The following is a 15,466-nucleotide window of genomic DNA, read 5'->3' as shown; positions in this document are numbered from 1 at the left end:
TGCAGGCCTGTTCGCGGTTGACGCCGTTACACAGGCAGGGCGCTCCCTCCAGGAGCTGCCCGAGCCGTGAACAGGCCGGCACAAACCCTGCAAAAACCACTTTTGAATTCCCCTGTTTGGCTGTAGCCTTCGGCGTCCGATAATAATCCGCGCCCGCAGAGGGCCGTGGCGGTGTGTCTGCCGCCCGGCACCCCTAGCCGATCTGCCAGGGCCGGGTGATACACTCGATTCGACGCGCAAGCGCGCGCAGGCCCAGCGATCATGACCCAGATTTCCGAACGCCTTTTGGTTCAGGCTCACCTCGACGCCAAGCAGCCCAACCCGCTGACTGCCGAGCAGGAGGCCGAATACCGTGCGGCCATCGCTGCCGAGCTCAAAGCGCAGAATGCGGTATTGGTGGCCCATTATTACTGCGACCCGGTCATTCAGGCGCTGGCCGAAGAAACCGGCGGGTGCGTGTCCGACTCGTTGGAAATGGCCCGCTTCGGCAAAAATCACCCGGCCGAGACGGTGATCGTCGCCGGTGTGCGTTTCATGGGCGAAACCGCCAAGATCCTCACGCCGCAAAAGCGTGTCCTGATGCCAACCCTCGAGGCGACCTGTTCCCTCGATCTGGGTTGCCCGGTAGAAGAGTTTTCTGCCTTCTGCGATCAGCACCCCGAGCGTACCGTGGTGGTGTATGCCAACACCTCGGCCGCAGTCAAGGCGCGAGCCGATTGGGTGGTGACATCCAGCTGCGCGCTGGAAATCGTCGAAAGCCTGATGGACAACGGTGAGACCATCATCTGGGGGCCGGACCAGCACTTGGGCCGCTATATCCAGAAGCAAACGGGTGCCGACATGCTGCTGTGGGACGGCGCCTGTATCGTCCACGAAGAGTTCAAATCACGCCAATTGGCCGATATGAAGGCGCTGTACCCGGATGCCGCCATTCTGGTGCACCCGGAGTCCCCAGAAGCGGTGATCGAGCTGGCCGATGCGGTGGGCTCCACCAGCCAACTGATCAAAGCGGCGCAGACGCTACCGAACAAGACCTTCATCGTCGCCACCGACCGGGGCATCTTCTACAAGATGCAGCAGTTGTGCCCCGACAAGGTGTTTGTCGAGGCGCCGACCGCCGGTAATGGCGCGGCGTGCCGCAGTTGTGCGCACTGCCCGTGGATGGCGATGAACACCTTGGAGCGCGTGCTCGATTGCCTGCGCAACGGGACCAATGAGATTTTCGTCGACCCGGCGCTGGTGCCCAAGGCGATCAAGCCGCTGAACCGCATGCTGGACTTCACCCAGGCTGCACGCCTGAAGTTGTCCGGTAACGCCTGATAGTGCAGGGGCGCGATGCGCCGCCTTTGCATCCTAGCGCCCCATCATTTCCTGAACCATGCGCCGTTGCTCCATGATCTCGCGCTGGCGCTGGTCGATCTGCGAAGCCAGCGGGAAATTGCTGCCGGCCCGACGCTTGGCATAATCGAGCTGCTGAATAGCCTGGTCGAAATCCCCCACCAATGTGAAATATTCCGCGCGCGCCCGGTGCAAGCCGATGGTATTGCCGGATAAGCCGCGTACTTCAGCCATGTCGTACCACACGTCCGGGTCATCTGGCCGGCTCTTGAGCAGGTCGTCCAGCACTTTTTCGGCGTCAGCCGGCTTGTTCTGTTTCACCAGCAGGTCGGCGCGCACCTGTTTGAGCGGGTAGTTGCCTGGATACAGCCCCTGCATGCGGGTAGCGCGCTGTTGGGCGTCGGCCAAGCGATTGTTGGTGATGTCCAGATCAATTTGCGCCAGGTTGTAGGTAATGTCGTTCGGCGCTTTGGCTAGCAAAGGCTTGAGGTTTTCCCGTGCTTCGTTGAGTTGGCCACCTTTGATCTGAGCCAAGGCCAGGCCATAGCGGGCCGCGTCCAGTTTCGGGTCCTCGTCGAGCTGTGCGCGAAAGCGCTTGGCTGCCAGGCCAGGCGTTTCTTCATAGGTAAGGGCCACGCGGGCACGGATCAGTTGGTAACGCGCACTGTCCTCGATGCCCCCTTTGGGGGCCTGTTCGGCACGGTTGCGGGTGTCGGCGATACGCGACTCGGTCACCGGGTGAGTCAGCAGGAACTCCGGTGGCTTGGCACCGTAGCGATATTGCTGGGCCAGGCGCTCGAACATGGTTGGCATGTTACGGGGGTCGTAACCGGCCTTTTCCAGGTTCTGGATGCCGACGCGGTCTGCTTCCTGCTCGTTCTGGCGCGAAAAACGCCGTTGTTCCTGAATGGCAGCAGCCTGAGTGCCGGCAATCATACCGATGCCGGCATCGCCTGCACCACCGGCCGCCAGCACGATGCCAGCCAGCAGCGCAGCCATCATCGGCAATTGCATACGTTGCTGTGCTTCGACGCCGCGGGCGAAATGGCGTTGGGACAAGTGCGCCAGTTCGTGGGCCAATACCGAGGCATACTCGCCTTCGGTTCTGGCGTTTAGGAACAGGCCACCGTTGACGCCGACGATGCCGCCAGGCGCTGCGAAGGCGTTGAGTTCGCGGCTGTCGATGAGGATGAATTCAAGGCGCCGGTCCTGCAACTGGCTGGTTTCGGCCAGGCGGTAGACGGTGGATTCGACGTAGTCCTTGAGCTGCGGGTCGTTCAACTGCCGGACTTGCCCGCGCAGCAGGCTTAGCCAGGCGCGGCCGAGGTCGTGCTCCTGTTTCGGTGAAACGATCGCGGAGCTGGCGTCGCCCAGTGACGGCAAGTCATCGGCATGGCCGGGCAGGGCCATCAGGCAGGCCAGCGCCAGCAGGGTGGGGCGCAGTAGATTCATGCACAAGCTCGCGTCGATCAAAAAAGCCTTACTGTAGCCGGGTCGCGCGTGCCCGACCAGTGGCGGTATGCTACCGGCCATTTTCCTTAATCTACGCCCCCGCTCTGGAGATGCGCCCGATGAGTGATACCCTGACCTGCGACGCCGAACTCGATGCCAGCGGGCTCAATTGTCCGCTGCCACTGCTCAAGGCAAAGATGGAACTTAACCGCCTGGCCAGCGGGGCGGTACTCAAGGTCACCGCCACCGATGCAGGTTCCCAGCGCGACTTCCGCACTTTCGCTCAACTGGCCGGTCATACGCTGCTGCACGAAACGGCCGAGGCCGGTACCTACACCTACTGGCTGCGCAAGGCCTGAGCCCACCCAAGGATCGTCAATGTTCAAAGTGCTTCGCGACTGGATAGAGCGCTACTTTTCCGATGAGGAAGCGGTGGTGCTGGCGGTCTTGCTGTTCCTGGCTTTCACGGCGGTACTCACCCTGGGCGGCATGCTGGCCCCGGTGCTGGCGGGCATGGTTCTGGCCTTTCTCATGCAGGGCCTGGTCAACGCGCTGGAGCGTCTGCGGGTGCCGACCCGGCTGGCCGTGATGCTGGTATTCGCGCTTTTCATGGGGGCGTTGGCGGTGTTCATGCTGGTGCTGGTGCCGCTGCTTTGGCATCAGCTGATTACGCTGTTCAACGAACTGCCTGGGATGCTGGGCAAATGGCAGTCGCTGTTGCTGTTGCTGCCTGAGCGCTATCCGCACCTGGTGTCTGACGAGCAGGTGTTGCATGCGATCGAATCGGTTCGCGGCGAAATTGGCAAGTTCGGCCAATGGGCGCTGACCTTTTCGCTGTCCAGCCTGCCGCTGCTGGTCAACGCGATGATCTACCTGGTGCTGGTGCCGATCCTGGTGTTTTTCTTCCTCAAGGACCGCGAGTTGATCGGGCGCTGGGTCAGCGGTTACCTGCCGCGCCAGCGCACTTTGCTCAACCGGGTGGGCAGCGAGATGAATCGGCAGATCGCCAATTACATTCGGGGCAAGGGCATCGAAATCCTGATCTGCGGCATCGCCACTTACATCGCCTTCATCACCCTCGGGTTGAACTATGCGGCTTTGCTGGCGTTGCTGGTGGGGTTGTCGGTGGTGGTGCCTTATGTCGGGGCAGTGGTGGTGACCGTGCCGGTCACGCTGATTGCGCTATTCCAGTGGGGATGGGGCGACCAGTTCATTTTGTTGATGACGGTGTATGCGATTATCCAGGCACTGGATGGCAATGTGCTGGTACCGCTGCTGTTCTCCGAAGCCGTGAGCCTGCACCCTGTGGCGATCATCTGCGCGGTACTGCTGTTTGGCGGGTTGTGGGGCTTCTGGGGGATCTTCTTCGCGATCCCGCTGGCGACCTTGATCAAGGCTGTACTGGATGCCTGGCCGCGGCACGAGCCGAGTGTTTCACCGATGCTTTGAAGTGTGCAGCGCTGGCCTCTTCGCAGGTGAACCCGCTCCCACGGTTTTGGTGTGGGCGTTCAGTCGCGAAGAGGCCGGCGCTTGTTTCAAGCCTTGTGCAGCGCTTGCGCAGCAGCCAGCACCGCATCCACATGCCCGGGCACTTTCACGCCGCGCCATTGCTGGCGCAGTACGCCGTCCTTGTCGATCAAAAACGTGCTGCGGTCCACGCCCAGGTATTCCTTGCCGTACAGCTTCTTGAGCTTGATCACGTCGAACAGCTGGCAAAGCGCCTCGTCCTTGTCGCTGATCAGCTCGAACGGGAAGGCTTGTTTGGCTTTGAAGTTCTCGTGCGACTTGATGCCATCGCGAGATACGCCGAAGACCAGGGTATTGGCGGCAGCAAAGGCTTCGTGCTGGTCGCGAAAGCCCTGGCCTTCGGTGGTGCAGCCTGGGGTGCTGTCCTTGGGATAGAAGTACAGCACCACCTGGCGGCCCTTGAGCTCGGCCAGGCTGATAGTCTGGCCGCTGGTGGCCTGAGCCTTGAAGTCGGCGACGGGATGGTCGATTTCTACAGCCATGGCGGGTTTCCTTACATGGGGTTTTGTGGACGCCATGGCTCGATCAGCGCGTCGAGGTTCAGGGCGTCGGCGAAGTCCAGGAACTGGTCGCGCAGCCAGCTGATCTGCGTGCCGGCCGGCAGGATCACGGTGAATTGCGCATTGAGCATGCTGCTGCCGGTCTGCGGCGCCAGGTAGGTGTCGCAGGTCATGGCTTCGAGCTCGACGCGGTGGTCGAGGAAGAACTGGCACAGCTCGTTGATGATATCCGGGCGATAGGCGGCGCTGACGTAGGCCACATATGGCAGGGCCTGCGGACGCACCTCCTGGTCGGCGCTGCGCACCACATCCAGGGTCAAGCCGTGCTTCTTGCCCAGGCTCGGTAGCATGGCTTCAAGGCGTGCCAGGGCGTCCCAGCTGCCGCCTACCTGCAGCACCAAAGCGCTGGTCTCGCCGTGGCGGCTCAGGCGCGAGGTGACCACCGCGCAGCGGTTTTCGAAGGCGGCGCGGCTGAGAACGTTGGCCAGTTCCATGGGATTGGGGCCCAGGGCACTGATGACGAGGAATTGTTCACGGACGGTGGGGGTGGACATGCAGCATTCCTAAAGCGATGAGCGGTCGGTGCAGGACGGGCGAAAGCCTCCTGTCGGCAGAGCCCGGGGCTCGCATGCGAGGACGTGGACACTGGCCGGGGAGCATGGTCGACGGCCCGGCGGGCCGCGCTGCACCGATCAAAGGATCAAGGGTAGCGAAATAAGGCGCCGAGGGGAATGCTCCGCCCGCCTGCTTCGCTTGTGCAAGGTCGATGCCCCCAGTACCATTACCGCTCTCTTTTTCCGGCAGGAGCAGTTACATGATTGCGGGCAGTATGGTGGCGTTGGTCACACCCATGGATGCACAAGGGCGTCTGGACTGGGGCAGCCTCGACAAACTTGTAGACTTCCACCTGGAAAACGGCACCCACGCGATCGTCGCTGTCGGCACTACCGGTGAGTCGGCCACGCTCGACGTCGAAGAGCACATTCTGGTCATCAAGCATGTGGTCGAGCGCGTCAAGCACAGCAAAAAGCCGATCCCGGTCATCGCCGGTACCGGTGCCAACTCCACCGCCGAAGCCGTGCACCTGACCCAGAACGCCAAGAACGCTGGCGCCGATGCCTGCCTGCTGGTGGTGCCGTACTACAACAAGCCGACTCAGGAAGGCCTGTATCAGCACTTCAAGCACATCGCCGAAGCCGTCGACATCCCGCAGATCCTCTACAACGTGCCTGGCCGCACCTCGTGCGACATGCAGGCCGAGACCGTGATCCGTCTGTCGAAGGTCAAGAACATCATTGGTATCAAGGAAGCCACCGGCGATCTGGCCCGCGCCAAAGCAATCCTCGAAGGTGTCGACAAGGACTTCATCGTCATGTCCGGTGACGACCCAACCGCCGTCGAGCTGATCCTGATGGGCGGCAAGGGCAACATTTCGGTCACCGCCAACGTCGCCCCGCGCGAAATGGCCGACCTGTGCGAGGCCGCCCTTGAGGGCAATGCCGAGAAGGCCCGCGCAATCAACGAAAAACTCATGCCGCTGCACAAAGACCTGTTCTGCGAAGCCAACCCGATCCCTGTGAAGTGGGCGCTGGTGGAAATGGGCCTGATGCACAAAGGCATTCGCCTGCCATTGACCTGGCTGAGCGAAGGCTGCCACGAAAAAGTCCGTACTGCCTTGCGCCAGTCCGGCGTACTGTTTTAAGAGGAAGTACACCGCATGAAGCGACTGGCTGGTCTTTCCGCGCTTGCCCTGATTATCTCCAGCACCAGTGGGTGTGGCTGGCTGTGGGGCGAGGATGGCTATTTCCGTGACCGCGGCAGCGATTACCTGCAGGCGCACCCGACTGCACCGATGCAATTGCCACCGGATGCGGCCAACGTCAAACGCCTCGACCCGTTGCTGCCAATTCCGCGCAACGTCGCCGACGACAGCGTCACTGGCGAGTTCGAGGTGCCGCGTCCACAACCCCTGAGTGCCGGCGTCGAAGCCAGCGACTACACACTGCAGCGCAGTGGCAGCAGCCGCTGGGTACTGGCTCAGCACTCACCGGCCGAAGTGTGGCCGGTGGCGCACCAGTTCTTCGAGGACAATGGCTTCCGTATTGCTGAAGAGCGCCCGCAGACTGGTGAATTCAACACCACTTGGCAGCGTTTCGACGAGCTCTCGGCGTCGCTCGGCCAGCGTCTGGCGAGCACCGCCAGTAGCGGCGACAGCGAAGTGCGTGTGCGCGTGCGCATCGAGCCTGGTGTGCAGCGCAACACCTCCGAGGTGTACATCGTCAGCGTCGAGCGCCCGGCCGGTAGCACTGCCGACCCTGCTTTCCCGTCCACTTCCGCAAACAACGGCGCCGATGCGCTGCTGGTCGACGAAATGCTCGCCAGCATGAGCCGCAGCGCCGAGAAGGGCGGTTCGGTATCGTTGCTGGCAGCGCGTGATTTCGACGCCCCTAGCCGGGTCAGCCTGAGCGAAGACGGTAGCGGCAACCCTGTGTTGTTCCTGGGCTCCGACCTGGACCGTGCCTGGTCCGGTGTGGGTCGTGCGCTTGAGCAGGGTGGCCAGTGGCGGGTTGAGGACATCAACCGCAGCCTGGGCCTGTACTACATCAACCTCTCGGAAAAGCCCGAGGACAAGCAGAACGAGCCAGGCTTCTTCGGCCGCCTGTTCGGCAGTGCCCCGACCAAGGAAGAGCGTGAAGCCCGCGCCGAGCGCTATCAGGTACGCCTGAGCAAGGTTGGCGAGAGCGTGCAGGTCACCGTCGAGAAGAACATCAACACCGTGGCCCCGGCCGATGTCGCCCGCCGTGTACTGAGCGCCATTCAGGACCACTTGGGTTAAGTGCGCTTCGCGGTACTTGGAAGCGGCAGCCAGGGAAATGGCACGCTGATCGCCAGTGGTGACACCTTCATCCTGGTCGATTGCGGTTTTTCCCTGCGTGAAACCGAGCGGCGCCTGGCGTTGCTCGGCGTTTCGGCGGCCCAGTTGAGTGCCGTGCTGGTGACCCACGAACATGCCGACCACGTGCATGGGGTGGGGTTGCTTTCGCGGCGCTACAATGTACCGGTCTACCTCAGCCAGGGCACATTGCGCGGCATGCGCAAGCCGGTGGAGGTGGCCGGTTTTCTCGCTTGTGGCGAGCGGTTGCAGGTTGGCGCGCTGCAAGTGAGCGCGGCTCGGGTCGAGCACGACGCTTACGAGCCCTTGCAGTACGTGATCAGTGATGGGCGTCGGCGGTTCGGCATGCTGACCGACCTTGGCTCGTACGATGCGCGGCTGCTCGAGCGTTATCAGGGCCTGGATGCACTGCTGATCGAAGCCAACCACTGCCGTGACCTGCTTGCACGCGGTCATTACCCTGCCTTTCTCAAGCAGCGGGTAGGTGGCATGCACGGACATTTGAACAACCATCAGGCCGCGCGCCTGGTGCAGGAGTTGGGCTGGAGCACCCTGCAGCACCTGGTGCTGGCCCACCTCAGCAGCAAGAACAACCTGCCACATCTGGCCCGCCAATGCTTCGTCGACACCCTAGGGTGCGACCCGGCCTGGCTCCAGGTGGCTAATCAGGAACACGGGCTCGACTGGCGCGAAATCGCCTAGCCCAACACCTCAGCAAGCGGAGCCCAATCATGGAAAAACGCGACGAACTCTACCGCGGCAAGGCCAAATCGGTTTACAAGACCGACGACGCCGACCGCTTGATCCTGCTGTTCCGTAACGACACCTCGGCGTTCGACGGCAAGCGCATCGAACAGCTCGACCGCAAAGGCATGGTCAACAACAAGTTCAACGCCTTCATCATGCAAAAGCTCGAAGAGGCCGGCGTGCCGACTCAATTCGACAAGCTGCTGGGCGACAACGAATGCCTGGTCAAGAAGCTGGACATGATCCCGGTCGAGTGCGTGGTACGTAACTACGCTGCCGGTAGCCTGGTCAAGCGCCTGGGCGTGGAGGAGGGCATCAAGCTGGAGCCTTCCACTTTCGAACTGTTCCTCAAGAACGACGAGAAGGGTGATCCGTTCATCAACGAGTCCCACGTTGTTGCGTTCGGCTGGGGTACCGCCGAGCAACTGGTCGAGATGAAGAAGCTGTCGCTGAAGGTCAACGAAGTGCTGAGCAAGCTGTTCGATGACGCCGGCCTGCTGCTGGTCGACTTCAAGCTGGAGTTCGGGGTCTTCCATGGCCAGATCGTCCTGGGCGATGAGTTCAGCCCCGACGGCTGCCGCCTGTGGGACAAAGAAACCCGCAAGAAGATGGACAAGGATCGCTTCCGTCAGGGCCTGGGCGACGTGATCGAAGCCTACGAAGAAGTTGCCAAGCGTCTGGGCGTGCCGCTGTAAGCTGCGCGTTCACGCAAGCGCCTGATACCACGTGATTTTTTTTGAAAAAAGGTTTGCCTTTCAAGAATTCGCTGGTATGATGCGCGGCATTGGAGAGATGCCGGAGTGGTCGAACGGGACGGATTCGAAATCCGTTGTACTGGCAACAGTACCTAGGGTTCAAATCCCTATCTCTCCGCCATACGCGAAGTAAACAAAGCCCCGAAACGGTTCCGTTTCGGGGTTTTGTCGTTTTCGGCCCAGGACCAGGGTGAACACCTTGTGTTTCGATCGTCTGCCATCCGCACCCTCGAGCGTATGCAACCCGTTCCAAGTCCTAATCCGCCACCCTCACAAGGGTACTTCCGGGCGCGCATAATCACTGATAGCATCCGGCCACTTTCCCAAGGCTGGCGAGGAGCTTGCGCCTTGACGGAATGTGATCTCTAACGCGCAAAAATGCCAAACACGCAGACCAGCGGCGCTCACGTTCTTGTGCGGGCAGCCGATACATCGTGTTCAAGCGGTGCAATTCATTACAGGGACGTAGCGAGATGAAGCAGGTTGTCTGGGGTGCGGTGCTGGCATTGTTCTGCGCTGGGGTGATGGCTGCCGACGCTGGCGACCCGTTGTTGGACGCTGCCAGCGCCACTGCTGGCGAAGTTCGTGGCGTGCTACGTGCCCGTTCCCAGGCGGTGCTGGCTAGTGAGTTGCCTGGCCGAGTGGTTGAAATCCCCTACGCCGAAGGGCAGGCATTCAATAAAGGCGATGTGCTGGTGCGTTTCGACTGCAGCGCTTACCAGGCTCAGGCCAACGCCTCCGCCGCTGCCGTACGTGCTGCCCGGGAAGAACTGCGTAACAAGCAGCAACTGGCGGCGTTGAATTCGGTCGGCCGTTTCGAAGTAACGTTGGCCGAGGCGCGCCAGTCCCAGGCTCAGGCTGAATCGCAGGTTTATCAGGTGCAGGTGCAGCGCTGCCAGATCAAGGCACCGTTCGATGGCCAGGTGGTAACGCGTCGAGTGCAGGCTCACGAGAGTGTGGCCAGCGGTGCGCCGCTGCTGGAAATCGTCGATAACCGTTCCCTGGAAATCCACCTGCTGGTGCCGTCGCGCTGGCTTGGCAGGCTCAAGCCCGAGCAGGCTTTCAGCTTCGTACCCGATGAGACTGGCAAGCCTATCGAGGCGGTGGTCAAGCGACTGGGTGCGCGGATTGACGAGGGCAGCCAGACCCTGTTGCTGATAGCCAGCGTACCGGCCAACACGCCGGGGCTGCTGGCCGGTATGAGCGGTACCGCGCAGTTTGCGGAGCGGCCATGAACGCCCCGGTGCCAGGCGCGCTCGAGCAACTGCTTGCCCATTATCTGAAGTTGGAGCGTCAGGCCCGCAGCGCATCGTCGTTGGAGACCCTGGCGTTCAGTATGGTCAATGACAGCCAGCCGTTGTTTGGCTACCGCCATGGTGCTTTGCTGATCACCGGCAAGGTGCGCGCTTTGACCGGCATCAGCGCTGTGGAACCCAACGCCCCGTTCGTGGTGTTCATCGAGCGCGTCGCTGCGCGGTTGGCGACCAGTGAGCGTTTCGCCCTGGCCGGAGTAGTGCCGGCTGAGGACCTTGACCAAGCTAGCCGCGAAGAATGGCAGGGCTTGTCGGCGCCCTATGGGTTCTGGCTACCGCTCAAGGACCGTAAAGGCGAAGTGTTCGGAGGGTTGTGGCTGGCCCGCGACAACCCTTGGAACGACGCCGAGCAGGCCTTGCTTGTGCAGTTGGGCGACTGCTATGGCCATGCCTGGTGTGCCCTGCAGCCTGGTAAGCCATGGCGTCTGCGCTGGCCGGCTCGCACGCGCTGGGCGCTGGCCGGCGTGCTGCTGCTGACCTTGCTGGTGCCGGTGCGGCAGTCGGTGCTGGCGCCTGCCGAGGTGGTGCCACGCAACGGCCAAGTGGTCGCTGCGCCGTTGGACGGGGTCGTTGCGCAATTGCAGATCAAGCCAAACCAGGCCGTCCAGGCCGGGCAGGTACTGGTGCGCTTCGATGCCACCACGCTCAAGGCTCAGGCCGATGTGGCCGAGCGTACCCTTGGCGTCGCAGAGGCCGAATTGCGCGCCAACAGCCAGCGGGCATTCTCCGATGCAGACTCCAGTGCCCGGCTCGACCTGCTGGCGGCCAGGGTCGAACAAAAGCGTGCCGAGCGCGATTACGCTCGTGATCTGCTCGGGCGCAGTGAGGTGCGCGCCGAGCGCGATGGCATCGCGGTATTCGCCGATGGCCAGCGTTTTGTCGGCAAGCCGATGCGCACCGGTGAACGCTTGATGGAGATCGCCGACCCAGCCCAGGCCGAGCTTCGGATCGAGTTGCCGGTGGCTGACGCCATAGGGCTGGCGCCTGGTGCCGAGGTTGCGCTGTTTCTCGACAGCGACCCGTTGAACCGCCACGATGCCACGCTTGAACGCATGGCTTATCAAGCTCAGACGACCCCGGCCGGGCAGTTGGCCTACCGGCTGGATGCCAGCTTCGGGCAATCGCCGCCGCGCATTGGCCTGCGTGGCACCGCCAAGGTATACGGTGCCCGTGCTCCACTGGCGTTGTACCTGCTGCGTCGGCCCTTGGCGGCCCTGCGCCAGTCGGTGGGCCTGTGAGGCTGCCGGCGCTTCGCCCAGACCTTCAGCTTTCGCCGGGGGCGCCGGCGCTTGATGGCGCGCCCCAGTGGACCCTGGCCGACCCGCTGCGCGGGCGCTATTTCAAACTCGGCGCCCCGGCCATGCGCTTACTTCGACATTGGGATCTGGGTGACCCTGGGCAAGTGCTGAACGCGGCCAATACCGAGCCAGGGGCACCGTTGAACGGCCAGTCCCTGGAGGAACTGCTGCATTTTTTGCGCGGCCATGACCTGATCAGCGCCACCGATGCCGAGCAGCGCGCCACTTATGCGGCGAAGGCTGCGGCGCAGCGCCAGGGCATCTGGAGCCTGGTGTTGCACAAGTACCTGTTCTTCCGTGTCGCGCTGTGGCGGCCAGATGCGTTTCTCAACCGCACCTGGCCTTGGCTGGAGCGCTACGGCCCGAACCTGTTGCGTTTTGGTTTGCCAGCCGTGCTACTGCTGGGCGTGTTTCTGGTGATGCGGGACTGGGAGCGTTTCCTTGCCACTTTCCCGCACCTGCTCAGCCTCGGGGGCATGGCGGCGTTCGCCATCGCGTTGGGTTTTGCCAAGCTGTGCCATGAGTTCGGCCACGCCTACATGGCCAAGCGCGCCGGTTGCCGGGTGTCGAGCATGGGCATCGCCTTCATGGTCCTGCTGCCGATGCTCTATACCGATGTCAGTGATGCCTGGCGCGTGCAGGACCGCCGCACACGCCTGCTGATCGGTGCAGGCGGTGTGCTTGCCGAGCTGCTGTTGGCTTGTATCGCCCTGCTGGCCTGGTCGTTGCTGCCGGACGGGGCAGGGCGCACCGCTGCTTTCATGTTGGCCAGTGCCACCTGGATCACAACGGTGGCTATCAACGTCAACCCACTCATGAGGTTTGACGGCTACTTTCTGCTCAGTGACCTGTGGGGCGTAGACAACCTGCAAGGCCGCGGCTTTGCCCTGGGGCGCTGGCACCTGCGCGAATTGTTGTTCGGGTACGGCGAGCCGATGCCTGAACGCTGGTCACCGAAGCTGCGTCGACGGTTGCTGTGTTGGAGCTACGCTTCGTGGCTATGGCGCGCCGTGCTGTTCTTCGGTATCGCATTAGCGGTGTATCACTTGTTCTTCAAAGTGCTCGGCATTTTCCTGATGACGGTCGAGCTGGTGTGGTTCATCGGCCTGCCGATCTGGCGCGAGTGGCAGCATTGGTGGAAGCACCGCCAAGCGGCCCAGCCACGCAAGGTACTGCTGCTCGGTAGCGGCCTGGTGCTGATGTTGGCAATACTGCTGCTGCCATGGCGCAGCAGCGTGGAAGTGCCCGCGATGCTGGAGGTGGCGCGCTTGAGCCCCCTGCATGCCCCGGCTGCCGCGCAAGTGCGCCAGGTGCAGGTCAGCGATGGGCAGGCGGTGGAGGCAGGCCAGATCTTGCTGAGCCTGGTGTCGCCCGACCTGGAGGCGCGGATGGGCATAGGCCGGCGCGAGATCGAGATTCTGCAACTACAGTTGCGGCGTCAGTCCGGGCGCAGCGAGACGGCGGCGGACAGCGGTATTCTCGAACAGCGCCTGGCCGAGGCCGTGGCCGAGTTTCGCGGCCTCGCCGCTCAGCGCGACCGCTTGGTATTGCGTGCGCCCCACGCAGGCATCATACGGGACATGGCCGACAACCTGGTGCCCGGGCGCTGGGTCAGTTCTGAGCTGCCGCTGGTCTACGTGGCTGAAAGTGGCCTGCGCTTGCGCGGTTACTTGGCCGAATCGGATCTATGGCGGGTGAAGCCGGGTGCTGACGGCCAGTTCGTTGCTGACGATGTGTTGCGTGACGCTCTGCCGGTGACGCTGCAGTCGATGGACGCCAATGGCGTGGCGTACATCGATCAGGAGGCGTTGATTTCTGAGCATCACGGGCCTATTGCAACCCGCCGTGACGATCAGAAGCGCGCTCAGCCCTTGCAAGGGCAATATGGTGTGCAGTTTCAGTTACGCCACCCCACATCCTTGGCTATAACTCATCCGGTGCGCGGCGTTGTTGTGCTCGAGGGGCAAGGCGAGTCGTTGCTAGCTGCGGCATGGCGACGCACGGCAGCAATTGGGGTGAGGGAAAGTGGATTTTGATCGTGCGATTGTAGGACAGTTGCGGTAATCTGATATCAATGCGCCACGTAACTTGGCGTGGTGCAAATTTACAAATAACAATAGCTTGCTAAGTGATTAGCCGAAGTTTCAGGGATGAGTGCATTGATGTGCCAGGACGCTGTGACTCTTCGTGCGCTGCAATCAGACGATATGGCGTTTCTTGAGCGCCTATATGCGCAGACCCGTGCGCAGGAAATGTCACATAGCGGATGGTCTGCCGAGCAGATCGCTCGGTTCCTCAGCCAGCAGTTTCAAACCCAGCATGCTTATTATCAGGCCCACTACAGCGGCGCCGAATTTCTGATCATTGAGCACAACGGCCAAGCCATTGGTCGGCTCTATCGGTTCTGGGGCAATACGAAAGCCAACTTGATCGATATCGCGTTGATCTCTGAATACCAAAACCAGGGTATTGGCACCACGTTGATTGATGAAATGCTACAGCGTGCCGATAAACAAGGCGTGATGGTCGAATTGTTCGTTGAAACCTACAACTGCGCCCAGCGCTTGTATGGCCGCCTCGGCTTCGCCGTCGTCAACCAGTCGGGGGTGTATCTGCGGATGCGCCGTGCTCCCAGGGCCCTTTCCAGGAATGTTTCATGAGCGCACAAGACTTCCACGCCATTCCCAGTCAAGCAGAGCTCGAACAGGCAGATCCTCAAGGGTTTGTGTTGCAAGTGGCGCCAGGCCAGGGTATTCGAGTCAGCCTGGCCGGTGTTTACCCGGAAGTGGCGATGAATGAGCGCTATGAGTGCTATTCGCTCGTATTGTCGGTGCCGGCAGAAGTCACGCTGCCGTCGCAGATGTACCGGTTATTCGGCCCCAATGAGCAGCAATGGTTATTACTGTTCACGCCCATCATGCCAGGCGCCGACGGGCGCGCCAGACTGGAAGCGATCATCCATCGCGAAAAAATTCAGTCAACGGCTGACTGCTGAAGATTTCAACAGACGCAACTCAACTAAGGAAGTGTGTGATGAGCGATCCATTTATCGGCGAAATCAAGATGTTCGCAGGCAACTTCGCGCCCCGTGGTTACTCCCTGTGTAACGGCCAGAGTATGTCTATTTCGCAGAATGCCGCGTTGTATTCTTTGCTCGGTATAACCTATGGCGGTGACGGCGTTAGTACTTTTGCCTTGCCGAATTTCCAGGGGCGGTCGCCGGTTCATTGGGGTACGGGAACCGGCCTGCAACCTGTAACTATCGGCCATGCGGCAGGTGCTGAAACGGTTACTTTGCAGCAGAGCAACATGCCCATCCACAATCATCCGATCACCGCTTCAACGGCCGAAGGTACCAGCAACAAGCCATTGGCCGATGGTTATTTGGCTGCCGCAGTCGACAAAGACTTGAACCCTATCAATATGTATGCGGCTGCACCCGCGTCTGCGGTAACGCTCCAAAGTGCAACTGCCGGTGGTTCGGCGCCTTTGGCTACACGCAGCCCTTATTTGGCCGTCAGCTTCATCATCGCCCTGATAGGCGAGTATCCAACTCGCGACTGATGCACGACTGGCGGCGCCTTGCAGGGCGCCGCCATTTTTTTCGCAGCGTTGTCGTCGATGGCAGGGCTGTAGCACACCC

Annotated in this window: 15 protein-coding genes, 1 tRNA gene and 2 pseudogenes; 15 read left to right on the top strand and 3 right to left on the bottom strand. The window is 61.6% G+C overall.

The window, feature by feature from the left end; genetic code table 11:
- The first annotated feature begins 261 nt into the window (after window positions 1-261).
- The gene (nadA, locus tag HU725_RS17090; RefSeq protein WP_186478670.1) at window positions 262-1,320 is read left to right on the top strand and encodes a quinolinate synthase NadA; all 1,059 of its coding nucleotides are present in this window, start codon (window positions 262-264) and stop codon (window positions 1,318-1,320) included.
- A 33-nt stretch (window positions 1,321-1,353) separates the two neighbouring features.
- Here nadA and HU725_RS17085 read toward each other — a convergent pair whose 3' ends face one another.
- Entirely contained in the window at window positions 1,354-2,790 is a 1,437-nt protein-coding gene (locus tag HU725_RS17085; protein ID WP_186478669.1) for a M48 family metalloprotease, read from the bottom strand.
- A 119-nt stretch (window positions 2,791-2,909) separates the two neighbouring features.
- Between HU725_RS17085 and HU725_RS17080 the strand changes: the two genes are divergently transcribed.
- Window positions 2,910-3,149, top strand: coding sequence for a sulfurtransferase TusA family protein (locus HU725_RS17080; RefSeq protein ID WP_060478878.1), 240 nt, complete (start codon window positions 2,910-2,912; stop codon window positions 3,147-3,149).
- A gap of 19 nt (window positions 3,150-3,168) precedes the next feature.
- Window positions 3,169-4,239: an AI-2E family transporter gene (locus HU725_RS17075; protein WP_186478668.1), complete on the top strand. Its 1,071-nt coding sequence runs from the start codon at window positions 3,169-3,171 to the stop codon at window positions 4,237-4,239.
- 86 nt (window positions 4,240-4,325) lie between these two features.
- On the opposite strand, the gene HU725_RS17070 is transcribed toward HU725_RS17075, so the two are convergent.
- The gene (locus tag HU725_RS17070) at window positions 4,326-4,799 is read right to left on the bottom strand and encodes a peroxiredoxin (RefSeq protein ID WP_060478880.1); all 474 of its coding nucleotides are present in this window, start codon (window positions 4,797-4,799) and stop codon (window positions 4,326-4,328) included.
- A gap of 11 nt (window positions 4,800-4,810) precedes the next feature.
- On the bottom strand, window positions 4,811-5,371 hold the full coding sequence (locus HU725_RS17065; protein ID WP_009682012.1) for a glycine cleavage system transcriptional repressor: 561 nt from the start codon (window positions 5,369-5,371) through the stop codon (window positions 4,811-4,813).
- A gap of 260 nt (window positions 5,372-5,631) precedes the next feature.
- On the opposite strand from HU725_RS17065, the gene dapA reads away from it, so the two are divergent.
- The 12 genes and pseudogenes from dapA to HU725_RS17010 all read left to right on the top strand — a co-directional run bounded on the left by dapA (window position 5,632) and on the right by HU725_RS17010 (window position 15,387).
- Window positions 5,632-6,519, top strand: coding sequence for a 4-hydroxy-tetrahydrodipicolinate synthase (gene dapA / locus HU725_RS17060; RefSeq protein WP_186478667.1), 888 nt, complete (start codon window positions 5,632-5,634; stop codon window positions 6,517-6,519).
- Window positions 6,520-6,534: 15 nt separating this feature from the next.
- Window positions 6,535-7,653, top strand: coding sequence for an NlpB/DapX family lipoprotein (gene bamC, locus HU725_RS17055; RefSeq protein ID WP_186478666.1), 1,119 nt, complete (start codon window positions 6,535-6,537; stop codon window positions 7,651-7,653).
- Window positions 7,654-8,412, top strand: a complete 759-nt coding sequence (locus tag HU725_RS17050) for an MBL fold metallo-hydrolase (RefSeq protein WP_060478883.1) — start codon at window positions 7,654-7,656, stop codon at window positions 8,410-8,412. It begins immediately after the preceding gene.
- 29 nt (window positions 8,413-8,441) lie between these two features.
- Window positions 8,442-9,152, top strand: a complete 711-nt coding sequence (gene purC / locus HU725_RS17045; RefSeq protein WP_011535129.1) for a phosphoribosylaminoimidazolesuccinocarboxamide synthase — start codon at window positions 8,442-8,444, stop codon at window positions 9,150-9,152.
- 91 nt (window positions 9,153-9,243) lie between these two features.
- Window positions 9,244-9,333, top strand: a tRNA-Ser gene (locus tag HU725_RS17040).
- Window positions 9,334-9,736: 403 nt separating this feature from the next.
- Window positions 9,737-10,447: an efflux RND transporter periplasmic adaptor subunit gene (locus tag HU725_RS17035; protein ID WP_225915548.1), complete on the top strand. Its 711-nt coding sequence runs from the start codon at window positions 9,737-9,739 to the stop codon at window positions 10,445-10,447.
- Window positions 10,444-10,675, top strand: a pseudogene (locus tag HU725_RS23205) (HlyD family secretion protein); the annotation flags it as partial. The gene HU725_RS17035 and the pseudogene HU725_RS23205, both read left to right, overlap by 4 nt.
- An 89-nt stretch (window positions 10,676-10,764) precedes the next feature.
- Window positions 10,765-11,763 (top strand): annotated as a pseudogene (locus tag HU725_RS17030) (efflux RND transporter periplasmic adaptor subunit); the annotation flags it as partial.
- Window positions 11,760-13,859: an efflux RND transporter periplasmic adaptor subunit gene (locus HU725_RS17025; RefSeq protein WP_186478663.1), complete on the top strand. Its 2,100-nt coding sequence runs from the start codon at window positions 11,760-11,762 to the stop codon at window positions 13,857-13,859. The pseudogene HU725_RS17030 and the gene HU725_RS17025, both read left to right, overlap by 4 nt.
- Before the next feature lie 114 nt (window positions 13,860-13,973).
- Window positions 13,974-14,483: a GNAT family N-acetyltransferase gene (locus tag HU725_RS17020; RefSeq protein ID WP_225915496.1), complete on the top strand. Its 510-nt coding sequence runs from the start codon at window positions 13,974-13,976 to the stop codon at window positions 14,481-14,483.
- Entirely contained in the window at window positions 14,480-14,818 is a 339-nt protein-coding gene (locus tag HU725_RS17015; RefSeq protein WP_186478662.1) for a DUF6916 family protein, read from the top strand. Before HU725_RS17020 ends, HU725_RS17015 begins: the two co-directional genes overlap by 4 nt.
- Window positions 14,819-14,856: 38 nt before the next feature.
- Window positions 14,857-15,387 (top strand): phage tail protein, encoded by a 531-nt coding sequence (locus HU725_RS17010; RefSeq protein ID WP_186478661.1) that lies wholly within the window; start codon window positions 14,857-14,859, stop codon window positions 15,385-15,387.
- The last annotated feature ends 79 nt before the right edge of the window (window positions 15,388-15,466 follow it).

The sequence above is a fragment of the Pseudomonas promysalinigenes genome (genome assembly GCF_014269025.2).
In the GTDB taxonomy this organism is placed as follows: Bacteria; Pseudomonadota; Gammaproteobacteria; order Pseudomonadales; family Pseudomonadaceae; genus Aquipseudomonas; species Aquipseudomonas promysalinigenes.
The sequence above is the reverse complement of the archived record's forward strand: the minus strand, read 5'-3'. Positions and strand labels throughout refer to the sequence as shown.